The organism is Halodesulfurarchaeum formicicum, from assembly GCF_001886955.1.
GTDB classification, from domain to species: domain Archaea; phylum Halobacteriota; class Halobacteria; order Halobacteriales; family Halobacteriaceae; genus Halodesulfurarchaeum; species Halodesulfurarchaeum formicicum.
This window is the reverse complement of sequence record NZ_CP016804.1, coordinates 1,389,031-1,404,365: the sequence shown is the minus strand read 5'-3', so window position 1 is coordinate 1,404,365 and position 15,335 is coordinate 1,389,031. Positions and strand designations below refer to the sequence as shown.

The window sequence follows — 15,335 nt, the reverse complement described above, 5'->3', positions numbered from 1 at the left end:
CGGTGTCGCCTACAGGTGACCGCTCTTCTGGAGCTTGCGCAGGTCCTCGGTGTCGAGGGTTTCGCCCTCCTTGAACCGCTCGTAGATCTCCTCGGCCTCCTCGCGAGCTTCCTGACGCTTCTCCTCGCGCTGGTCCTTGCGCTGTTCCTCCTCCTTTTTGTCCAGTTCGCGCAGGCGCTTCTGAACCTCGACGAAGGCCTGGTGGTGTGCGTCGGCCGCTTCCTGTGCCTTGACGAACTCTTCGTGTGTCTCGTCGGCCCGGTCCCGAACGTCGTCGGCCTCCCGGTAGGCCTCGATCATCTGATTGTGATGTTTCTGGGCCCGATCGGCCAGTTCGGTGACCTTCTCGTGGTGCTTGGAGGCTTCCGCCCGGACCTCCTCGGCGCGGTCGACGAACTCCTCGAGGTCGTCGTTCTGGTCGAGTTTCTCCTTGCGGCTCTGGTACTCCTCGCGTTTCTCCTCGATCTTCTCGATGAGTTCCCGCTCGTCCTCGGTCGAGAGGACTTCGGTCTGCTGTTTGAACTCCAGGTCCTCGATTTCGGATTTCAGCTCTTCGAGGTCCTTGCCCTCGTCCAGTTCGAGGTCGGCCTTCATGTCCTCGACCTTCTCGAAGAGCTCGTTTGCTTTCGCGTTCAGCTCGTTCCGGACCGACTTGTGGGCCTGGACGCGGTCGTTGAGCGTGTCGCGAATTTCCCGGTGTTCCTGGGCGCTGTCGACCTTCTCGCGGGTTTTTGCGTTGAGATCGTCCCGCTTTGAGGCCCGGGAGCTGGCGAGCTGGTTGAGCTCGTTGCGTCGGTCCCGGAACTGGCCGGCCTTCTTGATCAGCTGGCCCTTGGATTTTTCCTGAAGCTCTTCGTCTGTGATAAGTTCGTCCGCACTCGATACCGTGATTTCAACTTGTTCTGCCATTGTTTTACCCTCTATTCCATACTGTCACGACGTTCGCAGGGCGACGGCTCCTCATCGATCCGAAGCCAACGTGTGAGAACCTTCGATCGTTTGTCGGGCTGTGCGCGAACACTCGTGATCTTCTGGTATCTACGTGTATCTTGGGACCCCGATTAAGTGTTTCGCTGTTGATTCAGGGGACTACTTTCACTTTCACTCCGCGCCAGGGTCGCCATCAAGGGGGCTGCAGTGCTGGGTCAAACTATGCTCGCGGACCTCGCGCTGACCTGTACCCGCTGTGGGGCACCCCTCGATTCGAGCGACCGGAAGCTCTCGATGCGAACGCCCGATGGCCTGCGACACGCCTACGAGTGTGACTGTGAGGCGATCACGATCACGGTCTCGGCCGACCCCGAACCCGCTCGTGGAACACTGCCCCGTCGCGAGTAGCATCACTCAAGGGCGACTCCCGTGTAGCGTGGCTATGCCGATCGAGGAACGAATTTCGGCGTCGGGACACGAGAACGTCCTGGCCGAACACGCGAGCACGTTCGAGGTGACCACCGACGACTACCTCACGAAAGCCGGCGACTGTATTCTGGGCATCGACGCCGACCGCGCACCGACGGACTTCGACCCCGAGTTCGTCGCCGCCGCGAAAAACGCCTCGGCGACGATCACAGCCACCCTCCAGGCGGCCGATCGTGAACTTACCATCACGGGTCGTGGGGATCCGCGGCTCACCTTCGAGAACGAGCGGAGCATGGTCGGTCGCACAAGTAACTACGTGGACGACCGGACGATCATGGTCGAGGCTGACGCGGCCGCGGCCGACCTGGACCGGGAGTTCGTCGCCGCGCTCGCGAACGGGGCCGACCTCACCGTCGTTTTGCGGGTCGAGTGATCCCGGTGTGTTTCGAGGGCGACCAAAACTGTTGAACGGCCCGCTCCCCGACTGTCACCCATGACCGAGCGATCCGAACCTGCACACAACATCGCCGCCGGGACACCTGCCGAGGAGCAGCCCGGCGGGCAGGAGCCCGAAACCCGGGCCGAGGCGGTCGTGGATCGTCTGGGGGAGCTTTTCTGGCGGAGCACGTACGGCGATCAGGCGGCCTTCGAATCGCTCGTCCGGACAATCCTCTCACAGAACACGAGCGACCAGGCGAGTCAGCCGGCTCACGACGCGCTGCTGGAGCGATTCGACGGCGAGGGGGACCTCGCCAGGGCGCTTGCCGAGGCGGATCGCGAGGCCATCGTGTCCGCGATCAAGTCCGCGGGGCTGTACAACCAGAAGTCGGCTGTCATCCAGCGCACGGCCGAACACGTGCTCGACGCCTACGGGAGCGCCGACGCGTTCGACCGGTACGTGCGCGAGGAGGACGCTGTCGAGGTCAGAGACACGTTGCTCACGCTGAAGGGTGTCGGGCCGAAGACCGCGGACTGTGTCCTGCTCTTTGCCGGTGGGCGAGACGGTGTCTTTCCGGTCGATACACACGTCCACCGCATCTACCGCCGTCTCGGGATTGCCCCACCGGACGCCGATCACGAAGGGGTTCGTGAGGTACTGGAGCGGGAGGTGCCGCCACAGAAATGTGGTTACGGCCATACGACGAGCATCCAGTTCGGGCGGGAGTACTGCACGGCCCGGGACCCTGTCTGTCTAAAGGACCCTGCGGCCTGCCCGCTCTTCGATCGCTGCGATCGAGTCGGCGTGGATCTCGACGCCGGGACCGTCACCGATCCCGCAGAAACAGTCTAGACGAACCGGAAGGTTTCGAGGTTCTTCGGCGCGAACGTGCGGATGTCGTACTTGTGATAGAGCGCCGAAGAGAGCTCCTGGGTGGAGCGTTCGTCGCCGTGGACACAGAGGATCTTCTCTGGACGGGGGTTCATCGTCTTCACGAAGTCCTCGAGGCCTTGCCGGTCGGCGTGGCCCGAGAACCCGTCGACGGTCTCCACGTCGACCTCAAGGCTGAGTCGCTCGCTGCGACCGCCCCCCGAGGAGATCGGGATCTCGTCCCAGCCACTCTGGATCCGGCGGCCCAGGGTCCCCTGTGCCTGGTAGCCGACGAAGACCATCGTCGATTTGGGATCAGGGCCGAGGTGTTCGAGCCAGGACATGATCGGCCCGCCAGTGACCATCCCCGAGGTCGAGAGGATGATCGCCGGGTCGCCGTCAGCGATGTCCTGTCGCTCGTCCTCTCCGCCGTCGACCTGGTTGAACTGCTCGGCGAGGAAGGGGTTCTTGTCGTCGTGGAAGATGCGGTCCCGCAGGTCATCCCGGAGGTACTCCGGATAGGTGGTGTGAATCGCGGTCGCCTCCCAGATCATCCCGTCAAGGTGGATCGGCATCTCCGGGATCTCGCCCTTTCGCATCGCCTCTTCGAGGACGAGCATGATCTCCTGGGATCGACCGACTGCGAAGGCGGGGATCAGGACTTTGCCGTCCTGCTCGACGGTCTCGTTAATGACCTCTTTGAGGTGCGCTTCGGCGTCGGCCTGGTCGGTCTGGTAGTCGTTTCGCCCACCGTATGTCGATTCGAGCACCAGGGTCTCGACGCGGGGGAAGTCATTGACTGCGCCGTTGAACAGGCGCGTGTCCTCGTAGTGAATGTCACCCGAGAACGCGACGTTGTAGAGCCCGTCACCGATGTGGAAGTGAGAGATCGACGACCCCAGAATGTGGCCAGCGTTGTGGAGTGTGAGTTTGATGTCCGGTGCGATGTCGGTCACGTCGCCGTACTCCAGCGGAATGGTGTGATTGATCGCCTCCCGGACCATCTCGGAGTCGTAAGGCGGCGTGCGGCCCTCCTTGGCCGCGACGTCGAGGTAGTCAAGCGTGAGCAGCCCCATCAGGTCCCGCGTGGGCTCGGTCGTGTAGATCGGGCCGTCATATCCGTATTTGAAGAGCAGCGGGACGAGTGCCGAGTGATCGAGGTGGGCGTGAGTCAGAACGACGGCGTCGATGTTCGTCGCCCCGGCACCAAGCGCCTCGGGAACCTGGAGGTACGGAACGTCGTCCGATCCGGGTTTGTCACCCGCGTCGACGAGAATCCGGGTTTCCGGCGTCGAGAGGATGAACGCGGCCCGGCCGACCTCCCGCGAGCAGCCCAGGGTCGTGATCCGGACCCACTCCTCGTCGGACATCTTCTCGCGGTGGATCTGACGGCCGACCCGTTCCAGAATGTCTCGGCGTTCCTCCCGCTGTTGTTTCAGGAAGTTCCGCACGTTCGAGACCGTCGAGGACTCGATCGGCGGTGTCCGGACGACTTCGGGCGTCCAGCCGGCCTCCTGGGCGATCTCCCGGAGCGTACTTCCGTGTCGGCCGATCACGAGGCCCGGTTTTTCGGCCTCGATGACGACCTCCCCGGTGTCCTCGTGGAAGTCCAGATCGGTCACGCCGGCCTCGTCCGGGATGACACGCATGACGGCCTCCCGCGCCTTGTCGGGCCGGGAGAGCACCGCCGGGTCGGGTCGGACCGTAATTCGTTTGCGCAGCTGACTCGCGAGATCCCGGATCAGATCGCCGTTGCGAGCAAATCGCTTCGGGTCGCGGGTGTACACGACCAGTTCCGGGCCCTCGTATTTCACCTCGGTGACGGAGATGTCGGCTGGTACCGCCTCGGTGATCGTCTCGTGAAGTTCCTCTAGTTGCCGGTCTACAGCACTCATAGTCGAATAGTACGGGTTCGGTGGTCGGTCATTGCATCAGCATCTTTCTTCGCCGGGTCGAATGGCCCGGTCATGTTACACTCGTGAATGGATACGACTGCCCAACGTGGGGCGCGGGAGTCGACCGTGAGAACCCGCTTTAACGACGTATTCACGGTGCCCGGTATAAAAACCTTCGCACCAGTTTCCCCTTCTCAGGCCATCGACGCCAACCGGGCAATGTACACCAGACTCACGAGGTGATCGGCTGTCTGAAGGGAATGCCCTCCGTCACCTGTTCCGCCGTCCTCGAAGACTCTGACGTAGTCACGCAGGTCGGCGGCGGCCCCCTCCCCGAGCCAGCCGATGTCGCCGTAGTACTCCAGGGCCTGGAGGGTCTGTCTGGATCCGGCCCGCTCGAGGGTGAACTGCAACCACTCGAAGACGGTGAGCCTGGCAGCGTACTGTTCGGGGACCCGTTCGAGATAGGGCCGCTCCAGATCGGCCGGGTCCGCCCCGCCCTCCAGGAGGAGGAGTTCCTTCAGCCGCTTTTCTGGGAACTCGGCCGGCCCAGCGTCCGCCCCGGCGAGGTCCTCTCGGAGGGCCTGGATGTCTTCTTCGCGAACACTGGGTGCCGACTCCCGTCGGGATTCACGGGCTTCTCGTTCGGATTGAAGGGGAGGATCTGTCATAGTGACGCCCGGTTGCTCGCTACTTTGCGTAGTTCGCTCTTTAAACTACTGGCCTAATTTTCAAAACCAAGAACGTGCCGTCCAGTACCGGTGGCCCCAGCCCCCGACCGTGATCCCCATTCCAAACCCAGTCGCGTGTGCGTAGACGTTGCTGATCGCGGGGCCGGCAAACGGGTTTGCCGGAACGAGGGCAATTGCACTCGCGAGCAGGACGGTAAAGACCGCTGTCGTGAGGAGTAGGCTTGCTTCAACTCGATGTATCCGGCCGGCTGGGCGCTGGCGTTCCTGATCGCTACGGATCCGACTGCCCACGTCGAAAAGCAGGACCGCGACGCCGGCGCCAAGGATCCCGATAACGGTCGTCCAGGGCGGGTCGCCGACCACCCAGAGCAGCCCCACCAGCGTGCCGATCAGGACGTTGCCGCCGACACTGATAGCGACACGGCGGTCGAATTCCCGCTGGAGAAAACCCAGAAAGAGCACGTAGAGCAGTCCCAGCATGGCTGCGACGACCGCTGACGCGCCGCGAGCGGCATAGCTGAAACCCGGAAGAAGCCAGCCGAATACCAGATCGCTGGCGAGCGCAGTGCTCGGCGGCACGACTACCAGGATCGTGAGCCCGGAGAGTCGGAACCACCATCGCTCCTTGACGAGCCACGCGAGCCCGTAGGCCGCCCCGGCTACGAGCCCGTAGCCCATCACGTTTCCCACCAGGTGCGCTGTCGAGTGGTGGACCGCCCAGTGACCGAACAGGCCCTGGAGTGTGGTGGCGTCGGCGTAGTGGGTCAGGCTCGCAAGGAACGACTCAGTTGCCGTGAAATGAAGGAGCGACACCACGACCGGCACGACCAGCAACCCCGCCACGTCGAGCCCCAGAATCATCCAGTCGACGCGTCGTTCGGTCATGCTTATACTGTCTTATTGCTTTGATCCACTAACTCGCTTGTGCCCTGAAATTATTATCGGAGCCGATAACTGCCGCCCTAATTACTTATACTACGATTTTGAACGGACTGGATAGGCAGGCACCAGCCCGGTGCTTGTGAGGACCCATGATACGCAACACACTCGGATCGATCAAGGAACGTCTCCCCGACTCGGGAGAACACGGTCAGGTTGGTATCGGTACCCTGATCGTGTTCATCGCGATGGTGCTGGTCGCGGCCATCGCGGCAGGCGTGTTGATCAACACGGCCGGCTTCCTGCAGAGTTCGGCCGAACAGACAGGCGAGGAGAGCACCGAACAGGTCACGAACCAGCTCCAGATCGTGAGTACGACTGGGGAGGTCGCGGCGACGGAGCTGACGATCGAGAACGAGAGTTCGAACGCGGAATTCAATGTCCACGAGGACTTGACCTTCGAAGCTAACGTAACCGATGGCAACAACTCGCTGGGAGAGAGCTCCGCGAATTTGACCGAGGAGGACGGTGATGCGACCCTCCAGCTCGGTGATTTGAACCAGACACACACGGTGAAAGTTTCGGACGTCACGCTGAACGACGACGGGGCTGACACCTACACGCTCCAGTACTGGAACCCCGAGGAGTTCGACCAGCCGCGGGAAGCGACGTTCAACGCCAGCAAGAATCTGACCTACGAAGGCTACGTAGATGATTCCGAGGTATTCGCCGAACTGACCCTTGACGGCACGACTGTCGAGATCAACAACACCAACGCGACAGTCTCGGGCTCCGACGAAGGGGTCACGCCGCTGGTCTCGGACATCGAGATGATCGTGACCCAGGCACCCGGTGCGAACGACATCGACATGAAGGGCACCACGATCAGCATGGTCGCCCCTGATGGCAGTCACGACCTCGTCTACCGAGGGCCTCCAGGTGAAACCGATCCTGTCGAGGACACCAGCTTCACCCTCTCGGCGATTCAGGACGACGACAACACCGTCCCAGTCCTGACTTCCGGCGACCGCTTCACGATCCACGTCGATCCTGGCACCCTGGCCGCTGGCACGAGCTCGGAAGTCTCGATTACGACGCCCTCGGGCGCGACGAAGTCCATGGAGATCCGTGTCCCTGACTCGCTGGCCAACCAGGAAGCCGTGAGTCTCTAACTTTCGGACGCCGTTTCGATTTTTTTCTTCGCCGGCCCACGAACGCCGTGGCTCGCCTGTGTTATCGCAGCCGATAATAGCGACCGTACTTTCTTATAGTAATTTGCTGAACGGGGTGGTAGGCAGGCACCCGACCGGTGCTTGCGAGATACTATGATACGCGACACACTCGGATCGATCAAAGAACGGCTCCCGAAATCGGGAGAGCACGGCCAGGTGGGTATCGGTACCCTGATCGTGTTCATCGCGATGGTCCTCGTCGCGGCTATCGCGGCGGGCGTACTGATCAACACGGCCGGCTTCCTCCAGAGTTCGGCCGAACAGACCGGCGAAGAGAGCACCCAGCAGGTCACGAACCAGCTGCAAATCGTGAGTACGACTGGGTTGGTCTCCTCCGCGGAACTGAACGTGGAAAACGACAGTGGTCAGAACTTCGACATCCGGGAGAGTGAGGTACTACAGGTCAACGTGACTAATTCGACCGTCAATGACGGTGATACCGCCTCCCTTCAGGAGGTGGGTAGCCCAGACAACGCACTCGAACTCGGCGAATACAACACCACCCACGAAGTCACCGTGACGAGTGTCGAGGTCAACGACGAGGGGCACGACGAGTACACCCTCCAGTACTGGGACCGCGAAGCGGCGAACGAACCGAATACGTTCACCTTCAACGCGAGTTCCAACCTGACCGCGGATGGCGATACCTCGGTAACGATCACCGACGACGACACGGACTACACGGCGAATCTCACCGCCACCGAATCCTTCGAGATCACGGCCAACGATGACGGCGTGACCCCGCGGGTGAACAAGGTCGAGATGATCGTCACCCAGGCCCCCGGTGCCAGTGACATCGACATGAAGGGCACGACCATCTCGCTCGTCGCCCCCGACGGCAGTCACGACCTGACCTACGAAGGCCTGAACAACAACGCCGTGCCGGAGGAGGACACGAGCTTCACTCTCTCGGCCGTTCAGGACGACGACAACACCGTGCCCGTGCTGACCTCCGGCGACCGCTTCACGATGCACATCGATCCGGGCTACCTCGATGCCGGCACGAGTACGGAAGTCTCGATTACGACCCCCTCGGGTGCGACGAAGTCCCTCGAGATCCGGGTCCCCGACTCGCTGGCGAATCAGGAAGCCGTGAGCCTGTAAGGCCCACACTTTCTCTCACTTTCGAACGCTTTAGAACCACACCACACCACCAATGAACACGACACGCGTGCTCCTGATCGGCGTCATCTTCCTCGGGCTCGCAGCCTCGGGACCACTGCTGCCCACCGGCGCGAACGCCCAGGCGGACTGTGACCCCATCGAGGATCGCTCGCTCTGCATCGAGGCCGTCGAGTTGAGCGAGGAGTCACTCGTCCTCGGTGAACAGGGCGAGTTCACCGTGACGGTCCGAAACACGGGCGAGACCGTCACGAGTGGGACGGTCGTCCTCCACACCGCCAGCCCGGAAAACGAGACGGAGGCCTACGAGGTCGAGACGATCACGATCGATCCCGGCGAGCAAGCCAGTGTCTCGCGGGCGATCAACGCCAGCACGGTCGGCACACACGGCCTCCGGTTCTCGGTTCTCGACGCCGAAACCCGCCAGCCCGCCGACGTCTCCGAGGTGCACACGATCGAGGTGCTCGAATCTCATCCCGCCGAACTTGGCGGCCCCATCGATCGCACCGAACTCGCATTAGTCGCCTTCCTCGGTGCCATTCTCTCCCTCGTCGGGTTGGGCTATCGAATGGTCCAGTCCTGATATGGCGGGACGACGGCGGCACGTGGACCGCCACAAGCGGAGTCAAGAGGGCAGTGGGTCCGAGTTTGGACCCACCCGGGCCCAGATCGGGGCCGGAACGATCGTCATTCTCGTGGCCGTCCTGATCGTCGCCGCGACGACGGCCGGTGTTCTGTTCAACGTCACTGACGTGCTTCAATCCAGGGCTGATATCACGGGCGAGGCCGTCACGTCAGAAGTCGACTCGCCGCTCACGGTCGTCGCGGTGACCGGCCGCGTGAATCAGACCGCCGACCCCAGTACGCTGACCGACGTTCGGGTAATCGTCTCGACCTCACAAGCGCCCGTTTCGGTGGACTTGCGACAGGCCACGGCGCTCGTCGAAACTCCAGGCGCGATCGACGACCTCGAGTACAGTGCCGACACACCGACTGCGGGCGAGACATTTTCTGTCGAGGCACTTTCAGATCCGGACGGCTCGGCCCCCGTCGTCACCGAAACTGCGGATCAGTTCGCGGTGGTGATCGAGACGCCACCGCTTTCAGTTCACGACCGGTTTGCGGTCCGGCTCCAGCTCGAATCGGGGGCCACCAAGCGGATCGAGATCCGGGTTCCCGAGCGGATTCGGACCAGATCTGCCGTCTCGCTCCGGTAGTCACCCACCGGATTTGGGGGCCGGGATGAGTACAAATATACCCCTGCCGCTGGTACTCCTGGTCAGTGCCCTCGCTCTTCGGACTGGAACGAGATCGGGACGTCGAGACCCTGACCGCGGTGGTCACCGAGAGTGACAACCCGACAGTAAGAGAGCGGGCCGCCGAAATCCTTGGCAGTCTCGACGAGACTGACGAAGCCGGCATCGAAGCGCTCGTCGAGGTCGTACAGGCAGACGACAACGAGGCCGTTCGGGCAGCGGCCATCGACGCGTTAACGGCGCTTGACGCCGTCGACGCGCTTCTCCACGCGCTGGGCCGGGACGTCCCGGAAGACGCTGCGGACTGGAAAATAGCCGAGACGTTCGTCCGGGATCTCTCCGCGGACGCGCCGGAGCTCCGGCTGGCCGCCGCGAACGTCCTCGGCCGGCTGGAGAACGAGAACGCTGTCGGCCCGCTGGTGGAGTCCCTCTCCGATCCGGACCCCCGAGTGCGGGTCAGGGCTGCCCGGGCACTCGGTCGGATCGCAGATCCGGGGGCCGCGGGCGCGCTCGTCGAGCATCTGCAGGGTGAACCGCTCCCGGTCAGGCGAGCCGTTGCTGACGCGCTGGGTTACCTCGGCAACCGGCCCGCCCTCGAGGGCCTGCTTTCGATGGCCGATGACGATAGCGAGGCGATGCGGCGAACCGTGGCTGCCTCGCTCGGGCGCTTTGGCAATACGGAGCCGATCGACACGCTCGTGGATCTGCTCGGCGACGAGAGCGATCTGGTCAGGCGGGCGGCGGTCTTCTCGCTGATCGAGATCCTCTCGAACGTCGACGCCTCGAAGAGCGACGAACTCAGACAGGCCGTCGTCGATCGAATGAGCGCGAGCGGCGATCCGAGCATCGTCCAATCCCTCGCCGAGATCATCGAAGAGGGAACCCAGCTTCACCAGCGGCGCAACGCCGTGTGGATGCTTGGGCGGGTGGCCGAGGAAGGCGATGGGGTGGCCATCGATGCGCTCCTGTCCGTCCTGGACGCCGATGATCAGTTGATCCAGCAGTTCGCCACCACGAGCCTGGCCGAGATCGGCGGCAGACGGGTCGAGACCGAACTGCTCGAGGTGCTGGATACCGGCACCGAGGCGGCGGTTGGAAAGGCCGCATTTACGCTTGGGAAAATTGGGGGTGACCGCTCGCGCCAGAAACTCGAACGGCTGGTCGACGAGACCGAGAGCGAGGAGGTACGGCAGTACGCCTTTGCGGCACTCTCGAAACTCGAACAGTCCTCGCCCGATCTCGAAGGCTTCGAGTTTTGAACAGTCAGACAAATGTTTTATAGCGACCCTGTGAAGGTCCAAGTAGCATGATGTCGGCGGGGGCGACCGGGTTGGGGCCGATCCGACGGGGAGCTTCTCGCCCGTGGAGGGGATGGGAATGAGCGAGTCCGAGTACAAGATCGAGGACACGAAAGGCAAGTTCCTCCAGGCGGTCAAAGACGGCCGACGGTTGAAGGACGCCGACTGGTCGCCCGGCCGGATCATCCTCTCGAACAAGCGGCTCATTCTGGTCAGCAACGACGGGAAGCGGACCCTCCCGCTGTCGAAGATCACGAGCCTGAGCGGTCGGTACGACGTGAACCAGACCGTCGCCAAGGTCTCGGATTACGTCAGTATTCAGCTCGCGAACGAGAGTGTGGTGCTCATTTCGCTGGGTTCGAACACCGAGTCCTTCGAGTTCTCGCTTTTCGGTGCCATGTTGGACCAGGAGCAAGTCCAGGTCAAGCACCCGGCCGTCGAGGGTGGGGTCGTCCAGGATACCACCTACGAGCAGGCACGGGTGAAGGTCTCTGATGACGACCGCGAACTCAACGTCGCACTCTCCTCCGGAGCCTTTGTGCCGATCGATCTGGACGACGTGGGAAGTGTGGAGGCGGACAATCAGCAGGTGGCTGGGACGGCCCGCCCCATCCTCAAGGTCGAACACGCCCAGGAGGGGACCAGCGTCCAGACCTACTTCGCTGGCGAGTCCCACGCCATGGCCGTCCTCGAATCCCTCTTCAAGCGTGGTGTCGAGCAAAGCCAGGGCGCAGTTGACCTCTCGGAGACAGAGAAACGGGTCCTCATGGGCCTGTATTCTGGTGTCTCCCCGTTCGAAATCCCCGACTTCCTGGGGATGGACGTCGACGAAGTCGAGTCGATCTACGACCGGCTTATCGAACTCGACATCCTGGAGGAGGTCCGGACCCGACGGGAGGTCACGATGAAGACTCGTGGGCGCAACATCGCCAGTGAGGTCATCAACGAGGAGTGATCACAGGTTGACCTGTTCGAGGTTCTCCCCGACGGCCAGCTTGCCGGTCGGGGTGAGTGTCCACCCCGAGGCGGCCTCTTCGAGCAAGGACTTCTCGGCCAGTCGACGAAGCATCGTCGAGACCCGGCTCGCGTCCACGCCGAGCATTCCCGCGAGATTCCCCTCGCTCGCACCCGAATAGAGTCCCACGAGGATTTCGATCTCCTCGTCCCGCAGGTCGATCTCCGCGAGATCCTTTTTGAGCTGGGTGTACTCGATCCGGAGGAACCGGCCCAGCACGTTCATCTTTCGCTCGGGTTGCAGGGCGATCTCGCTCGTGGCGATCTCCCCGCCATCTGCGTGCCGAACAGAGAGCACGGGCCGGGTCCGACCGCCCACCTCTCGCTCGATCCGCTCGAAGTGCGAGACCGTCGAGACCTCGATTTCGAAGGGGTCCTCGCCTCTGAACTGCACCGTCGCCGAATCGACAAAGAGCGATGCTCGTTCGTAGGCTTCATCGGTGATCCGGCCTCCAACTTTGGCGGGGTGTTTGACCGCGACGACGGTGTCGTTCAGCACGGCCTTGAAGAGCAAGGTGGTAAAACGCTCGACTGTCTCGTCGGCCCCCTCGATCAGTGCGGCCCGCTTGGAACCGGCCCGTTCGTAGGCCACCGTCACGGTGTCCTCGAAGAACGCCCGGAGCTCTGATGGGGCGCTTCCGTAGGCGATGTCGAACACGTCCCCGACACCGAAGTTCACACGGTCCTCTGGGGTGACAAGGACCACTTCCTCGCGGTTCATCACCACGCGGCCCCGGACTGGCTCGTCGTACCGGCCGGTATCGGGAACCACGTCCGTGACGAAGTCCGCGACGACGGAATCACCCATTTGTCGATCAAATCCTGGACCGGCGGGCTCTTAGATCACTCGATCAGTCGATAGATTCGAAGCCGGGGGTCGGCGGCCTCGAACCGGGCTTTGATGTCCGGCGGAATCGTCTCGGTCTGCCCGAGGACGAGATAGCCACCCGGCCTGAGTGACTCGCTGACGGTCTCAAGGATCGGGTGTTTGTACTCGCTGTCGAGATAGATGCAGACGTTCCGACAGAGCACGAGGTCAAAGCCCGATTTTGGATCGCCGGTGATCAAATCGTGGCGCTCGAAGCTGATGAGATCTTTCACCTGCTTTGCGAGCGTGATCTGGTCCCCGTCCTGGGCCACGTACTCGTGGGGATCCTCGAGGAAGGAAAGCTGGTCGTCGAGGTCGGTCGTCCGGGTGCTCTGATAGACGCCCTGCCGGGCCCGGTCCAGGGCGTTCTCGTCGATGTCGGTCGCGAGAATGTCGACCGACCGTGGCGAGAGCCCGGCGTCGAGGGCCAACATCGCGAGAGAGTACGGTTCGCGGCCATCTGCACACGCCGCACTCCAGATGTCGACCGACCGGTTTTCCGCTGCCAGGTCCTGAACGACCTCCCTGAGCGCGTGCCAGACCTTCTCGTCACGGAAAAAACTCGTGACGTTGACCGAGAGCGTATCAAGTAGTTCGGCCCGCTCGTCCTCGTCTCGTTTGAGCAGGTCGAAGTACGCTCCGTAGTCCTCGGATTTGGTCCGCCGCATGCGGGCTGAGATCCGTCGGTCGAGGTAGGACTCGTCGTAGTAACTCGATGCGAAACTCGTCTCCGATTCGATGTACGTGATGAGGTCTTCGAAAGCGTTCATAGCACTGTCGTCTCCGCGTCCACCCGTTCGATCGTCAGGGCTCCGGTCGCCGGGTGAAACGACACGGAGCGGCCCGAACTCCCGCCGGTCTCCTCGGCGGCGAGGTCGATCCCTGCCTCGGTGAGGGCTGTTCGGGCGGCCGAGACGTTCGTGTCGCCGATCGGCTCGTCGCTCCCGATGTCGAGCATCGAGGAGCCACCGGTCAGTTTTGCTGTCAGTTCTTCAGGGCCCGCACCGAGGGCCGCCAATTCGGCGGTCAGCAACTCGATCCCCGAATCGACGTACTTCGGCGTCGGTTCGTCAGCGGCTGGGACGGTCGGTAACATTGCGTGCAACAGGCCGCCGATCCCATCACCGTCGTGGATGGCGACGGCTACACAGGACCCCAGCCCACTGGTCACGATCAGTCGTGGCTCGTCGGTCACCGCCATGTCAGCCACGCCGACCCGGATCCGCTCCCCCCGTGTTTGCATTTCAGACACGCTCCACAGTCGAGACGTCCAGATCCTCGTCGAGTGCCGAGACGACTGACTGGAACCCGTCGGCATCGGGGAACGCGAAGAGCCGGCAGGTAAACGGGTCTTCGGCGGTGATCGCGACGTCGAAGACGTAGGCAAACTCCTGGTTGCGGCCGAGCTGGGCCGCGATCGACTCCAGGACAGCCTGGCCCAGATCGTCCACGAAGTCCGGGACCGAGTGATCGATGGTCGTCCCCAGGGCGTTGGCCCACCCGTCGATGAACCCACTGGCCGTGATGTTCCCGATCTCTTCGATTGCACTCCGCTGGATGGCCTCGTCGGAGGCGTCTCCCGGTACCAGGGCCTCGGTGACCGTTTTGGCGTGTTCGGCCTCGAAGAGGACCGCGAGAAAGCCGTCCATCACCCCGGAGAACTCGAAGACCGTGCCGACGTACTCCGACTCGTCGACCGCCCCGGAGACGTCCTTGATGGGGACGAAATCGAGATGGGTGACCGCGACGTCGGTCGCCAGGCCGGTCATCGCTTCCAGGTTCTCGGCGACGGTCTCGGCCCCGGCGGCGGTCAACCGGATGAACGTCGAGAGCTCCTGAACCGACACCGCCGAGTCGCTGGCGTCGGCGCCTGCCTCCTGGAGCATCTCGAGGAAGCTCGTCGGGTCCGGGAGCAGGTAGAACCGGCATTCGTGGCCAGCTCCGACCTCGATCTGGCTCTCGAAGACGAAGGAGAACGCCGCCAGATCCGCGTCAGGAACCCGCTGGGTCGGGTCTTCGATCGTCGTGGGGGTGGAGATGTCGATGGTCTCGGCGAGCTGCTCGGCCCACCCGTCGACGAAGCTGCTGGTCAATATATTCCCAACCTCGTTAAGGTAGGCGGGGTCCGGATCCGGACCGGCGCCAGCTAGTTCGGAGAGCACGAAATCGGCGCTTTCGCCGTCGAAGACCAGGAGTGCGTGCCCCTCCAGTCCGCCCTCGTACTCGACGGCGACGGCCGTCTCGAAATCGGCCACCAGGGTATCGATCGAGTCGATCGGGGCGAAGTTCACCTTCGTCGTCTCGACGAAGGTTTCGGCACCTGTCAGGGTGGCGAGGGCGTCCGCGGCCGTTTTTGCACCGGCGGTACCGATCCGGTTGAACGTGCCAAGGGAGGCAAGATCGACACGCAT

Annotated in this window: 17 protein-coding genes; 9 read left to right on the top strand and 8 right to left on the bottom strand. The window is 62.9% G+C overall.

Annotated features, from left to right (window positions below):
* Positions 1–9 precede the first annotated feature (9 nt).
* Positions 10–909 carry a coiled-coil protein gene (locus HSR6_RS07290; protein ID WP_070365247.1) on the bottom strand — a complete coding sequence of 300 codons (900 nt, stop codon included), beginning with the start codon at positions 907–909 and terminating at the stop codon, positions 10–12.
* Between the two features lie 243 nt (positions 910–1,152).
* Here HSR6_RS07290 and HSR6_RS07285 point away from each other — a divergent pair, with 243 nt between their 5' ends.
* Genes HSR6_RS07285 through HSR6_RS07275 form a run of 3 tightly spaced genes read left to right on the top strand, consistent with a single transcriptional unit; the run spans position 1,153 to position 2,650 of the window.
* Complete coding sequence (locus HSR6_RS07285) at positions 1,153–1,338, top strand: hypothetical protein (protein ID WP_070365246.1); 186 nt, start codon at positions 1,153–1,155, stop codon at positions 1,336–1,338.
* A 34-nt stretch (positions 1,339–1,372) separates the two neighbouring features.
* Positions 1,373–1,792, top strand: coding sequence for a DUF371 domain-containing protein (locus tag HSR6_RS07280; RefSeq protein ID WP_083258880.1), 420 nt, complete (start codon positions 1,373–1,375; stop codon positions 1,790–1,792).
* Positions 1,793–1,852: 60 nt separating this feature from the next.
* Positions 1,853–2,650 (top strand): endonuclease III domain-containing protein, encoded by a 798-nt coding sequence (locus HSR6_RS07275; protein ID WP_070365245.1) that lies wholly within the window; start codon positions 1,853–1,855, stop codon positions 2,648–2,650.
* On the opposite strand, the gene HSR6_RS07270 is transcribed toward HSR6_RS07275, so the two are convergent.
* The 3 genes from HSR6_RS07270 to HSR6_RS07260 all read right to left on the bottom strand — a co-directional run bounded on the left by HSR6_RS07270 (position 2,647) and on the right by HSR6_RS07260 (position 6,140).
* The gene (locus tag HSR6_RS07270) at positions 2,647–4,563 is read right to left on the bottom strand and encodes a beta-CASP ribonuclease aCPSF1 (protein ID WP_070365244.1); all 1,917 of its coding nucleotides are present in this window, start codon (positions 4,561–4,563) and stop codon (positions 2,647–2,649) included. The two genes, HSR6_RS07275 and HSR6_RS07270, sit on opposite strands and share 4 nt — an antisense overlap.
* 194 nt (positions 4,564–4,757) lie before the next feature.
* Positions 4,758–5,234, bottom strand: coding sequence for a FlaD/FlaE family flagellar protein (locus HSR6_RS07265; RefSeq protein WP_070365243.1), 477 nt, complete (start codon positions 5,232–5,234; stop codon positions 4,758–4,760).
* 60 nt (positions 5,235–5,294) lie between these two features.
* Complete coding sequence (locus HSR6_RS07260) at positions 5,295–6,140, bottom strand: hypothetical protein (protein WP_071933234.1); 846 nt, start codon at positions 6,138–6,140, stop codon at positions 5,295–5,297.
* Between the two features lie 146 nt (positions 6,141–6,286).
* Here HSR6_RS07260 and HSR6_RS11425 point away from each other — a divergent pair, with 146 nt between their 5' ends.
* From HSR6_RS11425 to HSR6_RS07230, 6 genes are all read left to right on the top strand, one after another.
* On the top strand, positions 6,287–7,306 hold the full coding sequence (locus tag HSR6_RS11425) for an archaellin/type IV pilin N-terminal domain-containing protein (RefSeq protein WP_071933233.1): 1,020 nt from the start codon (positions 6,287–6,289) through the stop codon (positions 7,304–7,306).
* Between the two features lie 153 nt (positions 7,307–7,459).
* Positions 7,460–8,470 (top strand): archaellin/type IV pilin N-terminal domain-containing protein, encoded by a 1,011-nt coding sequence (locus HSR6_RS07250; protein ID WP_071933232.1) that lies wholly within the window; start codon positions 7,460–7,462, stop codon positions 8,468–8,470.
* Positions 8,471–8,522: 52 nt separating this feature from the next.
* Entirely contained in the window at positions 8,523–9,071 is a 549-nt protein-coding gene (locus HSR6_RS07245) for a hypothetical protein (protein ID WP_071933231.1), read from the top strand.
* Positions 9,072–9,093: 22 nt separating this feature from the next.
* Positions 9,094–9,705 carry a hypothetical protein gene (locus tag HSR6_RS07240; RefSeq protein ID WP_158514142.1) on the top strand — a complete coding sequence of 204 codons (612 nt, stop codon included), beginning with the start codon at positions 9,094–9,096 and terminating at the stop codon, positions 9,703–9,705.
* Positions 9,706–9,770: 65 nt separating this feature from the next.
* The gene (locus tag HSR6_RS07235; protein ID WP_071933229.1) at positions 9,771–11,003 is read left to right on the top strand and encodes a HEAT repeat domain-containing protein; all 1,233 of its coding nucleotides are present in this window, start codon (positions 9,771–9,773) and stop codon (positions 11,001–11,003) included.
* Positions 11,004–11,121: 118 nt separating this feature from the next.
* The gene (locus tag HSR6_RS07230) at positions 11,122–11,997 is read left to right on the top strand and encodes a CheF family chemotaxis protein (protein WP_070365236.1); all 876 of its coding nucleotides are present in this window, start codon (positions 11,122–11,124) and stop codon (positions 11,995–11,997) included.
* Here the strand turns inward: HSR6_RS07230 and HSR6_RS07225 are convergent, their stop codons facing one another.
* The 4 genes from HSR6_RS07225 to HSR6_RS07210 are packed head-to-tail and all read right to left on the bottom strand — an operon-like array spanning position 11,998 to position 15,335.
* Complete coding sequence (locus HSR6_RS07225) at positions 11,998–12,864, bottom strand: CheF family chemotaxis protein (RefSeq protein WP_070365235.1); 867 nt, start codon at positions 12,862–12,864, stop codon at positions 11,998–12,000.
* A 35-nt stretch (positions 12,865–12,899) separates the two neighbouring features.
* Positions 12,900–13,694: a CheR family methyltransferase gene (locus HSR6_RS07220; protein ID WP_070365234.1), complete on the bottom strand. Its 795-nt coding sequence runs from the start codon at positions 13,692–13,694 to the stop codon at positions 12,900–12,902.
* Positions 13,691–14,167 (bottom strand): chemotaxis protein CheD, encoded by a 477-nt coding sequence (locus HSR6_RS07215; protein WP_070365233.1) that lies wholly within the window; start codon positions 14,165–14,167, stop codon positions 13,691–13,693. The genes HSR6_RS07220 and HSR6_RS07215 overlap by 4 nt, the downstream gene beginning before the upstream one ends.
* 1 nt (position 14,168) lies before the next feature.
* Positions 14,169–15,335 carry a chemotaxis protein CheC gene (locus tag HSR6_RS07210; protein ID WP_071933228.1) on the bottom strand — a complete coding sequence of 389 codons (1,167 nt, stop codon included), beginning with the start codon at positions 15,333–15,335 and terminating at the stop codon, positions 14,169–14,171.